This window comes from Geodermatophilus sp. SYSU D01036, from assembly GCF_054050435.1.
In genome coordinates, this window is sequence record NZ_JBJGZJ010000026.1 from 1 (window position 1) to 19,433 (window position 19,433).

The following is a 19,433-nucleotide window of genomic DNA, read 5'->3' on the forward strand; positions in this document are numbered from 1 at the left end:
CCCCCCCCCCCCCCCCCCCCCCCCCCCCCCCCCCCCCCCCCCCCCCCCCCCCCCCCCCCCCCCCCCCCCCCCCGCCCCCCCCCCCCCCCCCCCCCCCCCACCCCCCCCCCCCCCCCCCCCCCCCCCCCCCCCCCCCCCCCCCCGGGGGTGACGACTGCACTACGCTCGGTGGGCCATGCGGCCCGCCGACCTCGCCCTGCTGCGGACGCCGGGGACGCCGGCGGTCTCGCCGGACGGGCGCATGGCCGTGGTCGCGGTCAGCCGGCCCGACCTGGACGCCGACGCCTACCGCGCCCAGCTGTGGGCCGTCCCCACCGACGGCTCGGCCCCGGCCCGCCCGCTGACCTCCGGCGCCCGCGACTCCGCCCCGGCGTTCTCCCCGGACGGCCGCTGGCTGGCCTACCTGTCGGCCGCGCCCGGCGGGCACCCGCAGCTGCACCTGCTGCCCACCGCGGGCGGCGCGCCGCGCCGGCTCACCGACGCGCCGCTGGGCGCCGGCGCCCCGGTGTGGTCACCGGACTCCCGCCGGCTGGCCTGGGTGGCCCGCGTGCCCGAGGAGGGCCGCTACGGCACCGCAGAGGACGTGCCGCCGGAGGCCGAGCCGCCACGGCTGGTCACCCGGCTGCGGCACCGCGTCGACGACGTTGGCTACACCGCCGACCGCCCCAGCTGCGTGTTCGTCCTCGACCTGCCTCCGGACCCGCTCGACGACACCGGCGACCCGCCGGAGGCCCGGCAGCTCACCGACGGCCGCGGCGAGGACACCGACGTCGCCTGGTCGCCCGACGGCGGCACGCTGGCGTTCGTCTCCGCCCGGCACGCCCGCGCCGACCGCGACTGCGTCCGCGACGTGTGGCTGGTCCCGGTGACCGGCGGGGAGCCGCGCCGGGTGACCCGCGGCCGCGGCGAGTGCCGGCTGCCGGCGTTCGACCCGGCCGGGACGTGGATCCACGTGACCGCCCGCCCCGACCTCGGCCCCGACGGGCTCGACGTCGCCGGGCGCGGGCTGACGCTGTGCCGGGTGCCGGCCGCCGGCGGCCCGCTGGAGGCCGTGCTCGACCCGCGGGACACCCACCGCGGCGACGAGACGCCGGCGACGGTGCTCTGCGGCGGCGCGGCGCTGGTCGGCGTCGAGCGGCGGGGCTCGGTGGCGCTGCTGCGGGTGCCCCTCGACGGCGGCGCGCCCGAGGCGCTGGTCGAGGGGCCGTTCACCGTGCGCGGGGTCGCGGCCGGGGGCGGGGTCGTCGTCGCCACCGTCGCGCACGACCGGTCGGCGGGGGAGCTGATCGCGATCACCCCCGGCCGGCGGCGGCTGCTCACCGGCTTCGGCGCCGCGCTCGGCGCCACCGGCCGGCTGCACCGCGCCGCCGAGCGCACCGTGGTCGCCCCCGACGGCGCGGAGGTGCACGGCTGGGTCACCGTGCCCGACGGCCCCGGCCCGCACCCGGTGCTGCTGCTGGTGCACGGCGGGCCGTTCGCCCAGTACGGCTGGTCGCTGCTGGACGAGACGCAGGTGTACGTGTCGGCGGGCTACGCGGTGGTGCAGTGCAACCCGCGCGGCTCGTCCGGCTACGGGGAGGAGCACGCCCGCGCCGTCGTCGGGGCGTGGGGCGACCGGGACGCCGCCGACGTGCTGGCCTTCCTCGACGCCGCGCTGGCCGACCCGGCGCTGGACGCGGAGCGGGTCGGGGTCCACGGCGGCTCCTACGGCGGGTTCCTCACCGCGCTGCTGCTCACCCGCACCGACCGGTTCGCCGCCGCCGTCGTGGAGCGGGCGGTGACCGACCCGGCGTCGTTCGCCGGCTCCAGCGACATCGGCTGGTGGTACGCCGACGCGTACATGGGCACCGAGCCGGTGAGCCCGCTGGCGCAGGCGGCGTCGATCCGCACGCCGACCCTCGTCGTCCACTCCGAGCAGGACGAGCGCTGCCCGGTCGAGCAGGGCCGGCGGCTGTTCGTCGCGCTGCAGCGGCAGGGCGTGCCGAGCGCGCTGCTGCTGTTCCCCGGCGAGGGCCACGAGCTGTCCCGCTCCGGCCGGCCCCGGCACCGGCTGGCCCGGTTCGAGCACCTGCTCGCCTGGTGGGACCGCTGGCTGCCGGTGGGCGTTCAGGCCGGCCGCAGCCGCGCCCCCTCGGCGGACACCACCAGCCGGCCGTCCACCCGGGTGGCCGGGAACACCGCGACGTGGCCGGGCGCCGCCGGGACCGGCAGCCCGCCGTCGATCTCATAGCGCGCGTTGGTGACCTTGCGGCGGGTGCCGGCGGGGTCGTCGGGGCCCACCGGAGGCGCGTCCGGCCGCAGCACGACGACCACCTCGGTGCAGCCCGGGGGCCAGTCCCAGCGCAGCCGGTCGCCACGCAGCGTGACGCCGGTGAGCGGCGGCAGGGAGACGGCGGCCGGCCGCGGCCTGGCGTCCCCGCCGTGCGCCTCGGGCGCCGCGACGCCGAGGCGGGAGGCGACGACGACGTAGCCGGCGACCTCGCCGTACCCGCCGTCCTCGAGCGCCGTGACCGTGGTCGACCCGACCACCTGCCGGGTGCCGTCCGGGCGCACCCGCAGCACCCGGTACTCGACCGGGCCCGCCGACGCCGACGCCGTCCAGCGCACCGCGCGGGCGCCGCCGGGCGCCGGGGCGACGACGACGTCCGTGGCCGGCGCGACGGCCAGCGCGGTGAGCTCGGCCCGGGCGGCGGGGTGGTCGGTGACGGTGTCGAGGGCGGCCAGCAGCGCGTCCTCGCGGTCCCGGCCGGTGCTGGGCGGGGCGAGGACCGCGTCGGCCAGCGCCAGCGCCTCCCGTGACCGCCGGAGCAGCTCGGCGGCGTCCTCCCCGTCCGGGCCGGGGACGTCGGCGGCCGTGGCGACCAGCTGCTCGAGCGCGGCGGCGGCCGCCGCGTGGCGCCGGGCGGCGACGGCGGGGCCCACGCCGCGCCAGGCCGCCTCCGCCCGCGCGACCGCCTCCGCCGCCTCGTCCTGCACCGCGCGGACCGGCGGCTGCATGCCGCCGGCCGCGGCCAGCGCGGCGGCGGCGTGCCGGCGCGCGGCGACCGGCCGCCCGGCCCGCAGCGCCGCCCGGGCGGCGGACACCTCCGCCTGCCAGTCGCCCCGGCCGGGCACGGGCGGCGCCGGCGGGATCAGCTCGACCGCGGTGCCGGCCGCGGCGGCCAGCTCGGTGACGACGGCGGCGGCGCGCCGCGGGTCGAGCCCGGCGGCCCTCGCCTGCTGCACGAGGACGTGCGCGTCGGCGGGGGTGAGCCGGTCCTCGACGAGCACCGCGGCGGCCACCCGCGGGCGCAGCGCCTCGCGGACGTCGGCGGCCAGCGCGTCGAGGTAGCGGTCCGGGTCGCCGTCGACCAGCAGCGCGCCCACGGCGGCCAGCAGGTCGTCGACGAGCGCGCGGCGCCGGTCGGGGCGGCGCTGCCGGTTGAGGACGAGCAGCGCGTCGCGGCGGCGGCGCACGGTCTCCCGGTCCGCCGTCGGGGGCAGCTCCAGGAACGCGTGCAGGCCCGGCACCGGGACGCCCTCGATCCGGCCGAGCTCCTCCAGCCCGTCGCGGACCTGCCGCAGGACGGCCTCGTCGGCCGTCGGGGCGGCGCCCGGCTGCCGGTGGCGGCGCAGCCGGGCCTCGAACTCGGCGTCGCCGACACCCGCGGCGGCGGCCAGGGCGCGCAGTCCGTCGACCTTGTCCGCCGGCACGCCGCCGAAGCGCTCGGCCAGCCGCTCCAGGGCGGCGTCGAGCTCGGCGAACCGGGCCGCCTCCCGCCGCTCCCGCTCGGCGCAGGTCTGCCCGGCCAGCCACTGCCGCCCGCCGGGGGTGCGCAGCTGCGCGGCGAGGGCGTCGTGGGACCGCAGCAGCGCGGTCACCAGCCCGCGGTACTTGGGGTGGTCGCGCTGCTTCTGCCAGAACGCCCAGACCTCGTCGACCCGGCGGGCGACCTCGTCGTCGGTCAGCGACGCCGCGGCCTCCAGCGGGAGGTCGTAGACCTCGAAGGGGTCGGTGGAGTCGGGGCCGCCGCGGCGCTCGACCGCGGCGAGGACCCGCTTGCGGTAGCCGTTGCCGTCGAACGGCGGCAGCGTCATCGGCTCAGTCCTGCCGTCGGCGGACCCGGCCGACCTGCGCGCGCTCACGGGCGACGTCGGCCTGGCTCAGCGCCGCGCCGGTCTCCACCCGCACGGTCAGCGGGCGGTCGGCCAGCCCCTCGTGCAGCGCGGTCAGCTCGAGGATGCCGTCGAAGCCCATCCGCAGCACGACCTGGATCTCGGTGCCGGCGGGGTACCCGGGCGGGATGTCCTCGATGGAGGCCTCGGCGAGCAGCTTGGCGTCCTCGGGCCGGGCGGACTCGGCGCCGCCGCCCTGCTCGACCACCCGGATGGTGACCACCCGCTGGTCGTCGTGCACGGTGCCGAACGAGCGGCGGACGGCGACCGGCAGCCGGTCGTCGCGGTGCACCAGGAAGACCGCCGACGGCTCGCCGAACCGGTCCAGCGCCAGGACGCCGAAGCCGCGGGAGACGGTGTTGAGGACCTGGACCTCCACCGTGCGCCGCACCTGCGCCGCGGACAGGCCCACGGCGTCGCCGAGGCGGGCGCAGGCGGCGTCGACGTCGGCGGGGGCGGCGTAGTCCAGCGGCGTGCCGTCGCGCAGCTGCCCGCGGGTGACCAGGTCCGCGGTGAGCAACCGCTCCAGCTGCTTCTTGCGGCCGTAGACCGCGGCGCCCCTGGCGACGGCGAGGTCGGGGTCGTGCACCTCGGCCGGGACGCCGAGCTCGGCGGTCAGCCGCCGGGCGACGGCGGGCATCCGGGTCGAGCCGCCGACCAGCAGCACCCGGTCGATCCGGTCCACGCCGCGGGCGCGGGCCGCCGCGACCGCCGCGCGGGTCAGCTCCACCGTGCGGTCGAGCAGGCCCGCGGTGAGCCGCTCGAACTCGGCGCGGGTCACCGGCACGTCCACCCGGCGGCCGTCGTGCTCGACCGGCACGACGACGGACTCCCGGACGCTGAGCTCGCGCTTGGCCCGCTCGGCGGCGAGCACCAGCGCCTGGCCGCCGGCGCCGTCGTCGAGCGGGTCCTCGGCGTCGGGGTGGGCGGCGAGGAAGGCGTGCGAGAGGTGGACGGCGAGCTTCTCGTCCCAGTCGGCGCCGCCGAGCTCGTGGTCGCCGTCGGTGGCGACGACGGCCAGCCGCCGGTCGGCCAGCTCCACGACCGCGACGTCGACGGTGCCGCCGCCGAGGTCGTAGACCAGCGCGACCTCCTCGAGGTGCCCGGCCGGTCCGCCGCCGTCGAGGCGGGCGAAGCCGTAGGCCAGCGCGGCCGCCGTCGGCTCGTTGATGACGTCGAGGACGGTGAGGCCCGCGTACTCGCCGGCCAGCCGGGTGGCCCGCCGCTCCTCGTCGCCGAAGTAGGCGGGCACCGTGATGACGACGTCCTGCACCGGGCCCTGCGTGGAGAAGCTCGTCTCGCTGACCAGCGCCTTGAGCACCAGGCTGCTGACCGCGGGCGCCGACCAGGACCGGCCGTGGCTGACGAACCGCCACGTGCTGTCGCCCATGCGCCGCTTGACCAGCGTGCAGACGTCGTCGGGGCGGGCGCGGGCCAGGACGCGGGCGCGCTCGCCGGTGACGTAGTCGTCGGGGCCGACGAACAGGACGACGCTGGGCAGCGTCGGGGCGCCGTCGAGGAGGGGGACGACCCGCGCGGCGCCGTCGTCGTCGACCTGCGCCAGGCAGCTGTACGTGGTTCCCAGGTCGATCCCGTACACGGCAGGGGAGGGCCAGGGGGCACCGCGCGGCATGGGCCGGAGGGTAGCGGCGCCGCATAGGGTCAAGGGGACGTGTCCGCCGCTCAGAGCGCAGGTCGCCCCGGTCGGGCGACCTGCGGGGAGGCCCCCTTGGTCGACTACACGAAGCGCCCGAAGTCCCCGCCGCCGCAGCCGGAGACCCCTCCGGCCCCGCCGCAGCCACCGCCGGGGCAGCCCTACGGCCAGCGGCCGCACCAGGGGCAGCCGCCCTACCCGCCGCCGGGCCAGTACCCGCCGCCCGGGCAGCCGCCGTACCCGCCGCCGGGTCAGCCGTACGGGCAGCCGCCGTACCAGGGGCAGCCCCCGTACCCGCCGCAGGGCCAGCCGCCCTACCCGCCGCCGGGGCAGCCCCCCTACGGGCAGCCGCCGCAGCAGGACCCGTACGGCCAGCAGCAGTACGGCCAGCAGCCGCCGGCCCCGCCGCAGCAGGGCGGGGTGAACCTGGACAAGGTGTCGCTGACGAAGTCGGCACCGTCGGTCTCGCTGACGAAGACGGCCGGCACCACCGGCGTCCTGCGGGTCAACCTCAACTGGAACTCCCGTCCCGGGGGCGGTGGCGGGGGCGGCGGCTTCCTCAAGCGGCTGGCCGCGGCCGCCGGCGGCGGGGCGATCGACCTCGACCTCGGCTGCCTCTACGAGTACGCCGACGGCTCCAAGGGCGTCATCCAGGCGCTGGGCAACGCGTTCCGCGGGCAGCACACGCTGGGCAACGGCGGGTCGATCGTGTGGCTGGACGGCGACGACCGGTCGGGCGCCAACAGCGGCGGCGAGAACCTGATGATCGACCTGCAGCACACGCAGCTGATCCGCCGGATCCTCGTGTTCGCGCTCATCTACGAGGGCGTGCCGAACTGGGGCCAGGCCGACGCCGTCGTCACGATGTTCCCGGCGAACGGGCCGCAGATCGAGGTGCGCCTGGACGAGCACGACCCGCGCGCCCGCATCTGCGCCATCGCGATGATCGAGAACCAGGGCGGGCAGCTCGTCGTCAACCGCGAGGTGCGCTACGTGCACGGCGGCCAGGACGTGCTCGACCGCACCTACGGCTGGGGCATGGACTGGACCCCCGGCCGCAAGTGAGCCGGTAGGCCCGCGCGCCCGGGGTCCCGCGATCCCGGGCGCGCCGGCCGACGGCGCTCAGGCGGTGCGCGTCCGCGGAGGCGCACCGTCGTCCGCGGCCTTCCGCGGGGCGGGCGCCGTCCGGCGGGAGGGGGTCTCGGGCATCGGGCCGCCGGCGGTGAGCCGGTAGGCCTCCGCCAGCCGGCGCAGGAGCGCGGCCTTCTCGGCGGGCCGCATCGCGGACCGCATGTTCTTCTCGGCCTGGTCCCTGATCGCGGTGAACAGGGCTTCCTGCGCTTCTTGCTTCGCCTGAGAGTGCATCGGAGCCTCCTCGTGACCCGCCGCCGGCCGTCCTGGCCGACACGCCGGCTCCCCGACCTCCGGGAGCTGCCGACGGTCGCCGGCGCAAGGACAGATGGTCGCACCGGGCGACCCTCGGGGGCACCTGTGACCAGCCCCGCTACACAGGGTGAGGACGACCTCGCAGGAGGACGACAGCCGCGCGGCGACCGGTCGTCGAGGTGGCGCCCGGTGCTCCGGGACGTGGACGCCCGCCGCGGGGCTGGAGACCGTGCAGGCGCGAGTGACCGGCACCGTCCACCCGGTCGGCGCCGGACGTCGGGGAGGGGGATCCGATCATGCGCGTCATCCGCATCCTGCTGGCCGCGTTGGTGGCCGTCGTCGTCACCGCCCCGGCGGCGTCCGCGGCACCGGACCGTCAGCTGGGGACCCTGCTCGGGGAGCTCTGGGAGACGGCCCTCGAGACGCCCGTGCCCGAGAACCCGCTGGCCACAGGGGACCCCTGGTGCATCGACCTCGGCGGCCACGTGGTCGCACCGTTCACTCTCAATCCCGACGTCCCGCCGACGTGCACCGTGCCGACCGGCACCTGGATCTTCGTCCCGGCCATGACCATCGAGTGCAGCACCGTCGAACCACCCCCGTTCTCCGGCAGCAACGAGGCCGAGCTGCGGGACTGCGCGCGTGCGGTGGCCGTGGAGGGCAGCACGCTCACCGTCACCGTCGACGGGAGGCCCCTCCCACTGACTTTGGTGGAGACGCCGCTGCTGACGATCGACCTGCCGGAGGACAACGTCCTCGGGGTGCCACCTCGGCAGGCGCTCTCCGTCGGTGCCGGCTTCGTCGCTCTCGTGCACCCCCTGCCGCCGGGGACGCACCAGATCGTGATCACGGGTACGGGCACCTTCCTCGGCGACTTCACCAGCGTGACGACGATCGTGGTGGAGCCGGGCCTGCGCTGAGCACCGGCCCGGCCCCCGGTCACCAGCCGCGGGCGCGCCACTCCGGCAGAGAGGGGCGCTCGGCGCCCAGCGTCGTGTCCTTCCCGTGGCCGGGGTAGACCCACGTGTCGTCCGGGAGGACGGCGAACAGCCGCTGCTCGACGTCGTCGATCAGGCTGGCGAACCGCTCCGGGTCCTGCTGCGTGTTCCCGACGCCGCCGGGGAAGAGGCTGTCGCCGGTGAAGACGTGCGTGCCGGCGCCCTCCGGCCCCCGCCAGACCAGCGCGACGCTGCCCGGCGTGTGCCCGCGCAGGTGCACCACCTCCAGCACCTGCTCGCCGACGGCGACGGTGTCGCCGTGCGCCACCGTCCGGTCGACGGGGACGGGCAGGTCGCCGGCGTCGGCGGCGTGCGCCACCGTCTGCGCGCCCGTGGCGGCGACGACGTCGGGCAGCGCGCGGTGGTGGTCCCAGTGCCCGTGCGTGGTGACGACGGTGCGCAGGTCGGCGTCGCCGATGAGGGCGCGCAGCGTGTCGGGTTCGGCGGCCGCGTCGACGAGCAGTGCCTGCCCGGTCGCGGTGTCCCGCAGCAGGTAGGCGTTGTTCGCCATCTCGCTGACGGCGACCTTGCTGATCGTGAGCCCGGGCAGCTCCCGCACGTCGGCCGGGCCGCCCACCTCGACGTCGCCGGTGTAGGTCATCGGGCCTCCGTTCGAGAACTGTCGGCGACCGCGGTTACGGTCGCCCGCATGGACGCTAGCGGAGCTCCGGGCGGCGCCCGGCTCGTCGGCCTGCCCGCCTCCGTCCTCGCCGCGCGCGTGCGCGCGGGCGAGGTGTCCGCGGTCGAGGTGGTGCGCGCGCACCTGGCCCACCTCGCCGACGTCGAGCCCCGGATCGGCGCGTTCCGCGTGGTCCGCGCCGAGGCGGCGCTGGCCGAGGCGGCGGCGGTCGACGCCGACCCGCGGCGGGCCACGCTGCCGCTGGCCGGCGTCCCGGTGGCGGTGAAGGACAACGTCGGCGTCGCCGGGGAGACCGTGACCGACGGCTGCTCCGCGGCCTCCCTCGCCGACGCCGACCACGAGGTCGTCGCCCGGCTGCGCGCCGCGGGCGCCGTCGTCGTCGGGATCACCCGGGTCCCCGAGCTGTGCCTCTACGCCGCGACCGACGGGCCGGGCACGGTCACGCGGAACCCCTGGGACACCGCGCTGTCCCCGGCCGGGAGCTCCGGCGGCAGCGCCGCCGCGGTCGCCGCGGGCGCGGTCCCGCTGGCGCACGGCAACGACGGGATGGGCTCGCTGCGGCTGCCGGCCGCCGCGTGCGGCCTGGTCACCCTCAAGCCCGGGCGCGGCGTGCTGCCCGGCGGCATCGGCGCCGACGACTGGTCGGGCATGGCGGTCAACGGCGTGCTGGCGACCACCGTCGAGGACGTCGCGCTGGGCACCGCCGTCCTGGCGGGGGAGGACTCCGGCCCGGACCGGTCGGCGCCCGACCCGGGCCGGCCGCTGCGGATCGCCGTCGGCCGTCGCTCCCCGCTGCCGTGGGCCCGGCCGGACGCCGCGGCCCTGGGTGCGGTCGAGCGGACGGCGCGGCTGCTGCGCGGTGCCGGGCACGTCGTCGTCGAGCGCGCCCCGGTGGTCCCGTGGGGAGCCGTCTTCGGGACCACCGCCCGCTGGCTGGCCGGCGCGGAGGACGACGCCGCGGCGCTCGGGCTGGACCGGGCGGCGCTGCAGCCGCGCAGCCGCACCCACGCCCGGCTCGGCCGGCTGGCCCGCCGGGCCGGCCTCGTCCGGCCGGCGACCGCCGAGCGGTTCCGGGAGCGGACGGCGGCGTTCTTCGCCGGGAACGACCTCGACGTGCTGCTGACCCCGATCACCAACGGCCCGCCGCTGCCGGCGCGGCCGTGGCACGAGCGCGGGTTCCTGGCGAACTTCGACGCCAACAACCGGTGGGCCCCGTGGGCCTGGCCGTGGAACCTGGCGGGGGTCCCGGCGGTGGTGCTGCCCGTCGGGACGCGCGAGGAGGGAGTGCCGCTGGCGGTCCAGCTGGTCGGCCCCCCGGGCAGCGAGACGCGACTACTCTGGCTGGCCGGAGAGCTGGAGCGACGCGCGCCCTGGCGCCGTCACGCCCCGGTGTTCGACCCCGCCGGGGCGCCGTCCCCGGCTCCCGTCTGAGCACCCCACCGGCGGCAACGTCGCCGTCGTCACGGATTGCGCGCGGGCAGTGACGGCGTTGTCCGTATCGACATCTCGACACACCCTCCGCGGCCCGGCGAGACCGGCCGGCCCGGCTGACCGACAGGGATCACTTTGGACCGTCTCGTCGTCCGCGGCGCCCGTGAGCACAACCTCAAGGACGTCCACATCGACCTGCCCCGCGACGCCCTGATCGTCTTCACCGGGCTGTCCGGGTCGGGCAAGTCGAGCCTGGCCTTCGACACGATCTTCGCCGAGGGCCAGCGGCGCTACGTCGAGTCGCTGTCGGCCTACGCCCGCCAGTTCCTCGGCCAGATGGACAAGCCCGACGTCGACTTCATCGAGGGCCTGTCGCCCGCGGTGTCGATCGACCAGAAGTCGACCAACCGCAACCCGCGGTCGACCGTCGGCACCATCACCGAGGTCTACGACTACCTGCGGCTGCTCTACGCCCGCGCCGGCCAGCCGCACTGCCCCAACTGCGGCAAGCCGATCGCCCGGCAGACGCCCCAGCAGATCGTCGACCAGGTGCTCGCCATGGAGGAGGGCACCCGCTTCCAGGTGCTCGCCCCGGTCGTGCGCGCGCGCAAGGGCGAGTACGTCGACCTGTTCAGCTCGCTGCAGACGCAGGGCTTCTCCCGCGTCCGGGTCGACGGCGTGGTGCACCCGCTGACCGAGCCGCCGAAGCTCAAGAAGCAGGAGAAGCACACCATCGAGGTGATCGTCGACCGGCTGACGGTGAAGGAGAGCGCCAAGCGCCGCCTCACCGACTCGGTCGAGACCGCGCTCGGCCTCGCCGGCGGCCTCGTCGTCCTCGACTTCGTCGACCTGCCCGAGGACGACCCGGAGCGCGAGCGGACCTTCTCCGAGCACCTGGCCTGCGTCGACGACGGCCTGTCGTTCGAGGCGCTCGAGCCGCGCTCGTTCTCGTTCAACTCGCCGTTCGGCGCCTGCCCGGAGTGCACCGGCATCGGGACGCGCAAGGAGGTCGACCCCGACCTCGTCGTCCCCGACCCGGAGAAGAGCCTGGCGCAGGGCGCGATCGCCCCGTGGGCCGGCTCGATGAGCAACGAGTACTTCCAGCGGCTGCTGTCCGGGCTGGCCGACCAGCTCGGCTTCTCGATGGACACCCCGTGGGAGGAGCTCCCGGCCAAGGTGCAGAAGGCCGTCCTGCACGGCTCCCCGGACCAGGTGCACGTCCGCTACAGGAACCGCTACGGCCGCGAGCGCAGCTACTACGCCGCGTTCGAGGGCGTGCTGCCGTTCCTCGAGCGCCGGCACGAGGACACCGACAGCGACTACATGCGGGACAAGTACGAGGGCTACATGCGCGACGTGCCCTGTCCCGTCTGCCACGGCACCCGGCTCAAGCCGGAGATCCTCGCGGTCAAGCTCAACGGCCGCTCGATCGCCGAGGTGACCGGCCTGTCGATCGGCGAGGCCGCCGACTGGCTGGGTGCCCTGGAGCTGGGCGAGCGGGAGCGGGCGATCGCCGACCGCGTGCTCAAGGAGATCCAGGCGCGGTTGTCGTTCCTCGTCGACGTCGGCCTGGACTACCTGTCCCTCGACCGGCCGGCGGCGACGCTGGCCGGTGGCGAGGCGCAGCGGATCCGGCTGGCCACGCAGATCGGCTCCGGCCTGGTGGGCGTCCTGTACGTGCTCGACGAGCCGTCGATCGGGCTGCACCAGCGGGACAACACCCGGCTGATCGAGACGCTGGTCCGGCTGCGCGACATGGGCAACACGCTCATCGTCGTCGAGCACGACGAGGACACGATCAAGACCGCCGACTGGGTGGTCGACATCGGCCCGGGCGCCGGCGAGCACGGCGGCGAGGTGATCGTCAGCGGCACCGTCGAGGAGCTGCTCGCCAGCGAGAAGTCGCTGACCGGGCAGTACCTGTCGGGCCGCAAGGAGATCACCGTGCCGAAGGTGCGGCGGCAGCCGCAGCCCGGTCGCGAGCTGGTGGTCAAGGGCGCCCGGGAGCACAACCTCAAGGGCGTCGACGTCACGTTCCCGCTGGGCATGCTCGTGGGCGTCACCGGGGTGTCCGGCTCGGGCAAGTCCAGCCTGGTCAACGACATCCTCTACACGGTCCTGGCCAACGAGCTGAACCGGGCGCGGATGGTGCCGGGCCGGCACCGGACGGTCACCGGGCTCGAGCACCTGGACAAGGTGGTGCACGTCGACCAGTCGCCGATCGGGCGGACCCCGCGGTCCAACCCGGCCACGTACACCGGCGTGTGGGACCAGGTCCGCAAGCTGTTCGCGCAGACGTCGGAGGCGAAGATCCGCGGCTACCAGCCGGGGCGGTTCTCCTTCAACGTCAAGGGCGGGCGCTGCGAGGCGTGCTCCGGCGACGGCACCCTCAAGATCGAGATGAACTTCCTGCCGGACGTCTACGTCCCGTGCGAGGTGTGCAAGGGCGCCCGGTTCAACCGGGAGACGCTCGAGGTGCACTACAAGGGCAAGACGGTCGCCGAGGTCCTCGACATGCCGATCGAGGAGGCCGCGGACTTCTTCGCCGCGATCCCGTCGATCTCGCGGTACCTGCGCACGCTGACCGACGTCGGCCTGGGCTACGTGCGGCTCGGCCAGCCGGCGACGACGCTGTCCGGCGGCGAGGCGCAGCGGGTCAAGCTGGCCAGCGAGCTGCAGAAGCGGTCCAACGGCCGCAGCGTGTACGTCCTCGACGAGCCGACCACCGGCCTGCACTTCGAGGACATCCGCAAGCTGCTGCAGGTGCTGCAGGGCCTGGTCGAGAAGGGCAACTCGGTCATCGTCATCGAGCACAACCTCGACGTGATCAAGAGCGCCGACTGGCTGATCGACATGGGGCCCGAGGGCGGGTTCCGCGGCGGCACGGTCGTGGCCGAGGGGCCGCCGGAGTTCGTCGCGTCGGTGCCCGAGTCGCACACCGGCCGGTACCTGGTGCCGCTGCTGGACGCCGCCGCGATCGAGGCTGCGGCCGCCGGTCCGAAGAAGCGGGCCACGCGCAAGCGCGCGAGCTGAGCAGGACCGGGTGCGCGTCGGGGACGTGCGGGTCGACGCCGTCGCGGACGGGACGTTCGTCGCCCGCCGGAGCTACTTCGGCGGGCACGTCCCGCCCGGCGCGCACCCGGAGCTGTTCGACCGGGACGACGCGGCCTGGCTGCCGATCGGCTGCTTCGTCGTCCGCGCCGGCGGCCGGGTCGTCCTGGTCGACGCCGGGATGGGGCCGGAGGCACAGACGCTGCCGGACTGGATGCTGCTCGCCGGCGGGCAGCTGCCGACCGGCCTGCGGGCGCTCGGCGTGCACCCGGACGACGTGACCGACGTCGTGTGCACGCACCTGCACGCCGACCACGTCGGCTGGCTGTTCGGGCTCGACGGCGAGCCGGTGTTCCCCGGCGCGACGATCTGGTTCGGCGCCGCCGACGGCGCCCACTTCGTGGACGGGCCGGGGGAGATGGCCGCGCACGTCCGCACCGGCTTCCGCCGCTGGGCCGGGACGGCGCGGCTGCGTCCGCTGGCGGAGGACGCCACCGTGACGCCCGGGGTCGACGCCGTGCTGACGCCGGGGCACACGCCGGGGCACCTGGCCGTGTCGGTGACCTCCGGCGACGAGCGCCTGGTGCTGCTCGGCGACGCCATCACCTGCCCCGTGCAGCTGGCCGAACCGGGCTGGCGGTCGATGGGCGACGTCGACGCCGCCCTCGCCGACTGCACCCGCCGGCGGCTGTGGCGGGAGCTGGGAGAGCAGGGGACGTCCGGCGTGGGCGCCCACTTCCCGCAGCTGGCGCGTGGCCGGGTGACCCGCTCGGGCCGGCGGTGGGAGCAGGCCGACTGACGCCGGTCCCACCGCGCCTCAGCGGCGTCCGCGCCGTGCGAGGAGCCCGGCGGCCAGGACGGTCGTGAGTCCGGCGGCCACGAGGACGGCCAGTGCCCGGGCCGGCGCGCCGCCGTCGTCGGGGGTGGACGCCGTGCCGGTGCCGGTGGGTCCCCCGGCGGTGGGCACCGGGGTGCTCCCGGTCGGCCGCAGCGGGGACGGCGACGGCGCGGGTGCGTGGTAGAAGACGAAGGCGCCGCGCTGCCGGTGGCCGTCGCCGGAGACCGCCGACCAGGTGACGGCGTGCCGGCCGGCTGCGGTGAGGGCGACGGGTGCGGCCATCACGGCGCCGTCGAGCACCACCGGGCCGGCGCCGACGGACGCGCCGTCCGGCCCGGTGACCGTGACCTCGCCGCCCGCTGGCCGGGCCGCGAAGGTCAGGGCGACCGCCTGCGGGGTCGTCATCACGGTGCTGTCGGCCACCGGTTCGGTGGCGAGCAGCAGCGGGTGCGCCGAGGCGGTGCCGGGTGCGGCCAGCGCGAGGCCGAGGACCAGCAGCGCCGTGAGGAGCAGGTGCGGCGGTGTCGTGGGTCCGCGGACGGTCGGCACGAGGGCCTCGGGGCGTCGCTACGTCCAGCGTCGGATGAAGTCGATCGTGGCGCGGTCGACCTCGGCGGGGTGCGAGGCGCTCAGGAAGTGCCGGCCGCCGTCGACGACGCGCAGCTCGGCACCAGCGCTGTTCGTGAAGAGTGCGATCTCCTGCTCGGCGTTCGCGACGGAGTAGACCGGGTCCTCGGTGCCGTGCATCCACAGGACCGGGCACCGCACGTCGTCCAGGCGGCCGTGCAGGCCGTCGCGGTCGCGCAGGTTGATGCTGGAGAGCCGGAGACGGCGGCGGCCGTCGTCTCCGCTGTAGTGCCGCTGGTGCGTCTCGTGCCAGAACGAACGCTCGGCCGGTGACACGTCCTCGCCGAGCCCCTCGGCGAGGACGGCGTCGACCAGCTCCACCGGGATGACCCAGTCGTCGCCGACCTCCTCGGCGAGCGCGTCGATGGCCGGGGTGCAGAAGGCGACGCCGTCCCAGCAGCCCAGGTCGCGGCTGCGCGGGCTCTCGTGGTCCATCGAGGTGCCCAGGGGGACGATGCCCTTCACGACGCGTGGTGCCAGCACGGCCATCCGGGCCGCCACCCACCCGCCCTGTGACGTGCCCAGGACGAAGGCCTCGGGGATGCCGAGCGCGTCGAGGACCTGCAGGTCGGCGACGGCCGAGTCCCAGTAGGTGAACTGCTCGTACGAGGCGCGGGTGCGGCCGTGGCCGTAGGGCTCGAGCGCGAGCAGGTTGGCGGTGGCGGCGAGTTCCTCGTCGGCGAACTGGGGCCGGTAGAGGTCGGCGGACGTGCTGAAGGAGTTGACCAGGACCAGCGTCGGGAGCGAGGGGTCGTAGGGCCGGCCGAACCGGTAGCCGACGGTCGAGGTGCCGAGGTGGGGCACCGTGATCGTCTCCGTGTCCGCCATGGTCGCTCCCGTCGCTCGGGCCGGCGCACGGCAGGTCGGCCATGCTGGGCGTGCGCCGTCATCGTGTCCGCGGGGTCCGGGACCGGTCAACGCCCCGGGTCGCGTCCGCGCTTCGCCCCGGGTCCCGCCTCAGCAGGGCGGTGGGGTGGTCGTCGCGGTGAGGCCGGTGGGGGTGGTGACGGTGAAGGTGCCGTCGGGGGCCAGGCGGTGGTGCCAGCCGGTCAGCTCCTCGACCAGTACCCGGCGCACCGTGCCGGTCCACCACTGCACGAAGTCCGGATCGGGCGCCATCGTCCGGGGTGCCCTCGACCGGGATGTCGACGTCCGCGGTGCCGGCTGCAGCGGTGTCACCGGGCGCCGTGCCGGCGGGATCGCTGTCGACGGTGCTGACCGGCGGGTGCCGGTGAGCGCGGTGAGCAGGGCGCGGACCACCTCCGCGGGCACCACCTGCCCGTCGATCTCGCACGGCTGGTCCTCACCCAGCAGCGCACCCACCGGCGCCACGACGTCCAGGCGCACCCGCACCGGCGGCAGCCCGTCCTCGCCGGGGCGCAGGACCAGGTCCAGCAGGCAGTCGGCCGTCCTCTGCCCCCGCGTGCGGCCGTCGTCGGACAGCGCGTCGGCATACGCGCCGAGCGCCTTCACCAGCACCGCCGCCTCCGGGGGGTCAGCAGCGCGCACACCACGCTCATCCCGTCGGTGCGGTCCGGGCCGGGCGGACACGCACCGCTCGCGGACGGCCTCCGCCAGCCGGTCGGCGGCGGCGCGGACGCTCCGCTGGAGCACCTCCCGCCGTGCCTTCTCGCTCAGCTGCGCCGGCTGGTCACCCGTCCCGCCGCCCAGGTCAGCAGGTCCCGCTCCAGTGCGGAGCGCGCGCGTCGTCGGCGATCGGGCGACCACTGCACCCGGGCACCTGTGGCCGCTGCTGGCCTCCAGCGCGGCCAGTGTCAGCGGCAGCCGGTGCACCAGCGTGAGCGATCGCTCGAACAGTGCCTCGGCGGCCTGGCTGCTGATCGACAGGGCAACTGCAAGCTCCTGCGTCGCCCACTCACTGACCGGCCGCAGCACGTCCGGCCGCGCCGCCCGCCGCTCGGCCGACATCGCGCCCGGCGTGCCCTGCGGACGGTCCGCCGAGGACGGCCGGGTCGCCGTGAACGCCGCCACCGCCCGCGCCCGCAGGGCGGTCTGCCGGACGATCTCCCGGTCCGCGGCCTGCACCGCACCCAGCGGCCCGGACGACAGCCCGCCCGCCGACACCAGAGGCGCCGGAGCGGTCAGCACGTCGCCACGTGTTCGATCACACGCTCGACGAACGGGGGACGCAAGCCGCTGAGCTGCGGGAACGGCACCACGGTAACGAGACGGCATCGTCCGAGGCGCGCCCGGATGTGATCCGGAGCACGCTGGGGACGTGATTACTGACCGAACAGTCAGTGCGGCCGGCGCGAGCCTCCTGTGCGGCCGGCCGCGGTCCTGCTGGCCCCCGCGGATGAGCCCGGACGGGGAGACGGGGCTCAGCCACGCCGTCGAGGTGCACCGCAGCGCGGAGGAACTGACGGGGGAGAACGAGGTCGCGCTCTGCGGCGCGATCGTGCAGGTGCTGGACGCCCCCTGGCACGCGGCGGACGACCCGTGCCCACGGTGCCGCCGGCTCGCGGGGTGAACGGGTGGCCCGAGCCTCCCGGCGCCCGTTGACCGCCCTCCGCGGAGTGACGTCCCGCCGTCGTGGGTCAGGATCCCGTCGAGACCCTGGGATGCTGCCCGGGTGAGCCGGGCCAGTGAGGACTCCAACCGGCGCATGCTGCGGGCGCGGGACGAGATGGACCGCTCCTACGGGGAACCGCTGGACGTCCCGGCGCTCGCCCGCATCGCGCACGTCTCCGAGGCGCACTTCATCCGCACCTTCAAGGAGACCTTCGGCGAGACGCCGCACCGGTACCTGCAGCGCCGGCGGGTGGAGCGGGCGATGTTCCTGCTGCGCAGCACCGACCGCACGGTCACCGACATCTGCATGGCCGTCGGCTTCTCCAGCCTCGGCACGTTCAGCCGGGTGTTCGCCGAGGTCGTGGGGGAGCCGCCGAGCGTCTACCGGCGCCGCGGGCCGCTGGCACCGGTGCCCTCCTGCTTCGGCATGCGCTGGCTGCGGCCCAGCGAGAAGACAGCAGTTCCGGAGAAGCCCGCCGCCGACGCCCGCCCCTAGCGTCGTCGGCATGTTGACCTCCATCTCGATCACCTCCCTCTACGTCCTCGACCAGGACCAGGCGCTGGACTTCTACGTCGGCAAGCTGGGCTTCGAGGTCCAGACCGACCAGCAGTTCGGGCCGATGCGCTTCCTCACCGTCGTCCTGCCCAGCGACCCCGGCCACGCGGTGCTGCTGGAGCGGCCCGCCCCGCCGTCGGTGAGCCCGGAGATCGCCGACACGGTGCGCGACCTGGTCACCAAGGGCGCCGGCGGCGGCCACCTGTTCCTCACCACCGACGACGCGCACAAGACCCACGCCGCGCTCAAGGAGAAGGGCGTCGACCTGCCCGAGGAGCCGGTGGTGCAGCCGTACGGCATCGACTTCGGCTTCCGCGACCCGTTCGGCAACTCCGTCCGCATCGCCCAGATGACCCCGCCGCCCTCGGCGTGACCCCGCCGGCCGGGCCCGCCGGGACAGCGTCGAGGTCCCCGGGCCCGGCCGTCACGGAGCCGGCGGGGGTCGGCCGCGGAACCCGCACGTCCGGGTCCGCCGGCTCGACCGCGCGTTGGCCCGCGCCTCCGGTCGGGTCTAGCGTCCGGTGTGACCGACGTCACCACCGAGGGGAGGCCGTCGGTGCCACTGAGCCGGAGGTCGTTCCTCGCGGGGACGGTGGCCGGCCCGGCGCTGGCGGCCGTGGCGGGGGTGGTCACCGGGTGCGCCGGCACGGTCGTCCAGCCCGGGGACCTCTCCCGGCTGCGGCTCATGGCGCCGGCCAGCCCGGGCGGCGGCTGGGACACCACCGCGCGCGTCTTCCAGCGGGTCGTCCAGACCAGCGGCCTGGCCCGCAACGTGCAGGTCTTCAACGTCGAGGGCGCCGGCGGCACCATCGGCCTCGGCCAGCTCGCCCGGGAGACCGACGACGCGCTGCTGATGATGATGGGCCTGGTCATGGTCGGCGCCGTCGACACCAACGACTCCGCCACGCGGCTCTCCGACGTCACCCCCATCGCCCGGCTCATCGGCGAGACCGAGCTGATCGTCGCCCCGGCCGAGGCGCCGTACACCGACATCGCCGGCTTCGTGGAGGCGTGGGCCGCCGACCCCGCCGGTACCCCCATCGCCGGCGGCTCGGCCGGCGGCACCGACCAGATCCTCGCCGGGCTGCTCGCCGAGGCCGCCGGCATCGACCCCGCGCAGGTCAACTACATCCCCTACTCCGGCGGCGGGGAGTCGCTCGCCGCGCTGCTCGGCAACCAGGTCGCCGCCGGCATCTCCGGTCCCACCGACTACGGCGAGCAGGTCCGCACCGGCGACCTGATCGGCCTCGCGGTGTCCACGGCCGAGCGGTCCGAGCAGGTGCCCGACGTCCCGACCCTCGTCGAGTCCGGCTTCGACGTCGAGGTCTCCAACTGGCGCGGCCTCATGGCCCGGCCGGGGATGTCGCGGGAGGCGCGCGAGGACCTCACGCAGCTCGTCGTCGACGTCCACGACACCCCCGAGTGGGCCGAGGCGGTCGAGACCAACGGCTGGGACGACCTGCTGCTCGCCGGCGACGAGTACGGCGAATTCCTGGCCGACGAGGAGGAGCGGGTGCGCGCGATCCTCGAGCAGATCGGGCTCGTGCAGTGAGCGGCGCGTCGCC

The 19,433-nt window shown here is 76.1% G+C and carries 16 protein-coding genes; 10 read left to right on the plus strand and 6 right to left on the minus strand.

Going from position 1 to position 19,433, the window contains the following annotated elements:
* Positions 1–175: 175 nt before the first annotated feature.
* Complete coding sequence (locus tag ACI8AR_RS19860; RefSeq protein WP_457052531.1) at positions 176–2,230, plus strand: prolyl oligopeptidase family serine peptidase; 2,055 nt, start codon at positions 176–178, stop codon at positions 2,228–2,230.
* Positions 2,231–4,081: 1,851 nt separating this feature from the next.
* Here ACI8AR_RS19860 and ACI8AR_RS19865 read toward each other — a convergent pair.
* Positions 4,082–5,788, minus strand: a complete 1,707-nt coding sequence (locus tag ACI8AR_RS19865) for an Hsp70 family protein (RefSeq protein WP_457052532.1) — start codon at positions 5,786–5,788, stop codon at positions 4,082–4,084.
* A gap of 96 nt (positions 5,789–5,884) precedes the next feature.
* Between ACI8AR_RS19865 and ACI8AR_RS19870 the strand changes: the two genes are divergently transcribed.
* Positions 5,885–6,874: a TerD family protein gene (locus ACI8AR_RS19870; RefSeq protein ID WP_457052533.1), complete on the plus strand. Its 990-nt coding sequence runs from the start codon at positions 5,885–5,887 to the stop codon at positions 6,872–6,874.
* A 57-nt stretch (positions 6,875–6,931) separates the two neighbouring features.
* On the opposite strand, the gene ACI8AR_RS19875 is transcribed toward ACI8AR_RS19870, so the two are convergent.
* The gene (locus ACI8AR_RS19875) at positions 6,932–7,174 is read right to left on the minus strand and encodes a hypothetical protein (RefSeq protein WP_456935036.1); all 243 of its coding nucleotides are present in this window, start codon (positions 7,172–7,174) and stop codon (positions 6,932–6,934) included.
* A gap of 317 nt (positions 7,175–7,491) precedes the next feature.
* On the opposite strand from ACI8AR_RS19875, the gene ACI8AR_RS19880 reads away from it, so the two are divergent.
* A complete protein-coding gene (locus tag ACI8AR_RS19880; protein WP_457052534.1) occupies positions 7,492–8,115 on the plus strand; it encodes a hypothetical protein in 624 nt (207 codons plus the stop codon).
* 19 nt (positions 8,116–8,134) lie between these two features.
* Here ACI8AR_RS19880 and ACI8AR_RS19885 read toward each other — a convergent pair whose 3' ends face one another.
* A complete protein-coding gene (locus ACI8AR_RS19885; protein ID WP_457052535.1) occupies positions 8,135–8,794 on the minus strand; it encodes an MBL fold metallo-hydrolase in 660 nt (219 codons plus the stop codon).
* Between the two features lie 48 nt (positions 8,795–8,842).
* On the opposite strand from ACI8AR_RS19885, the gene ACI8AR_RS19890 reads away from it, so the two are divergent.
* The 3 genes from ACI8AR_RS19890 (at position 8,843) to ACI8AR_RS19900 (ending at position 14,114) form a co-directional block, all read left to right on the plus strand.
* On the plus strand, positions 8,843–10,264 hold the full coding sequence (locus ACI8AR_RS19890) for an amidase (protein WP_457052536.1): 1,422 nt from the start codon (positions 8,843–8,845) through the stop codon (positions 10,262–10,264).
* Positions 10,265–10,399: 135 nt separating this feature from the next.
* Complete coding sequence (uvrA, locus tag ACI8AR_RS19895) at positions 10,400–13,297, plus strand: excinuclease ABC subunit UvrA (RefSeq protein ID WP_457052537.1); 2,898 nt, start codon at positions 10,400–10,402, stop codon at positions 13,295–13,297.
* A gap of 10 nt (positions 13,298–13,307) precedes the next feature.
* Complete coding sequence (locus tag ACI8AR_RS19900; protein WP_457052538.1) at positions 13,308–14,114, plus strand: MBL fold metallo-hydrolase; 807 nt, start codon at positions 13,308–13,310, stop codon at positions 14,112–14,114.
* 18 nt (positions 14,115–14,132) lie between these two features.
* Here ACI8AR_RS19900 and ACI8AR_RS19905 read toward each other — a convergent pair whose 3' ends face one another.
* From ACI8AR_RS19905 to ACI8AR_RS19915, 3 genes are all read right to left on the minus strand, one after another.
* A complete protein-coding gene (locus tag ACI8AR_RS19905; protein WP_457052539.1) occupies positions 14,133–14,702 on the minus strand; it encodes a copper resistance CopC family protein in 570 nt (189 codons plus the stop codon).
* An 18-nt stretch (positions 14,703–14,720) separates the two neighbouring features.
* Complete coding sequence (locus ACI8AR_RS19910; protein WP_457052540.1) at positions 14,721–15,608, minus strand: alpha/beta fold hydrolase; 888 nt, start codon at positions 15,606–15,608, stop codon at positions 14,721–14,723.
* 129 nt (positions 15,609–15,737) lie between these two features.
* Positions 15,738–16,889: a hypothetical protein gene (locus tag ACI8AR_RS19915; protein WP_457052541.1), complete on the minus strand. Its 1,152-nt coding sequence runs from the start codon at positions 16,887–16,889 to the stop codon at positions 15,738–15,740.
* A 208-nt stretch (positions 16,890–17,097) separates the two neighbouring features.
* Here ACI8AR_RS19915 and ACI8AR_RS19920 point away from each other — a divergent pair, with 208 nt between their 5' ends.
* The 4 genes from ACI8AR_RS19920 (at position 17,098) to ACI8AR_RS19935 (ending at position 19,420) form a co-directional block, all read left to right on the plus strand.
* Positions 17,098–17,271, plus strand: coding sequence for a hypothetical protein (locus tag ACI8AR_RS19920; protein WP_457052542.1), 174 nt, complete (start codon positions 17,098–17,100; stop codon positions 17,269–17,271).
* A 102-nt stretch (positions 17,272–17,373) separates the two neighbouring features.
* Positions 17,374–17,808 (plus strand): helix-turn-helix domain-containing protein, encoded by a 435-nt coding sequence (locus ACI8AR_RS19925; RefSeq protein WP_387993011.1) that lies wholly within the window; start codon positions 17,374–17,376, stop codon positions 17,806–17,808.
* A 10-nt stretch (positions 17,809–17,818) separates the two neighbouring features.
* Positions 17,819–18,241 carry a VOC family protein gene (locus ACI8AR_RS19930; protein WP_387993008.1) on the plus strand — a complete coding sequence of 141 codons (423 nt, stop codon included), beginning with the start codon at positions 17,819–17,821 and terminating at the stop codon, positions 18,239–18,241.
* A gap of 150 nt (positions 18,242–18,391) precedes the next feature.
* Positions 18,392–19,420, plus strand: coding sequence for a Bug family tripartite tricarboxylate transporter substrate binding protein (locus ACI8AR_RS19935; protein ID WP_457052543.1), 1,029 nt, complete (start codon positions 18,392–18,394; stop codon positions 19,418–19,420).
* Positions 19,421–19,433: the final 13 nt, after the last annotated feature.

Excerpts from the sequence above, each read along its gene's own strand:
- ACI8AR_RS19930 (WP_387993008.1), top strand. The coding sequence starts at position 17,819 with ATGTTGACCTCCATCTCGATCACCTCCCTCTACGTCCTCGACCAGGAC.
- ACI8AR_RS19860 (WP_457052531.1), top strand. The coding sequence starts at position 176 with ATGCGGCCCGCCGACCTCGCCCTGCTGCGGACGCCGGGGACGCCGGCG.
- ACI8AR_RS19890 (WP_457052536.1), top strand. The coding sequence starts at position 8,843 with ATGGACGCTAGCGGAGCTCCGGGCGGCGCCCGGCTCGTCGGCCTGCCC.
- ACI8AR_RS19875 (WP_456935036.1), bottom strand. The coding sequence starts at position 7,174 with ATGCACTCTCAGGCGAAGCAAGAAGCGCAGGAAGCCCTGTTCACCGCG.
- ACI8AR_RS19920 (WP_457052542.1), top strand. The coding sequence starts at position 17,098 with ATGAGCCCGGACGGGGAGACGGGGCTCAGCCACGCCGTCGAGGTGCAC.
- ACI8AR_RS19885 (WP_457052535.1), bottom strand. The coding sequence starts at position 8,794 with ATGACCTACACCGGCGACGTCGAGGTGGGCGGCCCGGCCGACGTGCGG.
- ACI8AR_RS19910 (WP_457052540.1), bottom strand. The coding sequence starts at position 15,608 with ATGGCGGACACGGAGACGATCACGGTGCCCCACCTCGGCACCTCGACC.
- ACI8AR_RS19865 (WP_457052532.1), bottom strand. The coding sequence starts at position 5,788 with ATGCCGCGCGGTGCCCCCTGGCCCTCCCCTGCCGTGTACGGGATCGAC.
- ACI8AR_RS19880 (WP_457052534.1), top strand. The coding sequence starts at position 7,492 with ATGCGCGTCATCCGCATCCTGCTGGCCGCGTTGGTGGCCGTCGTCGTC.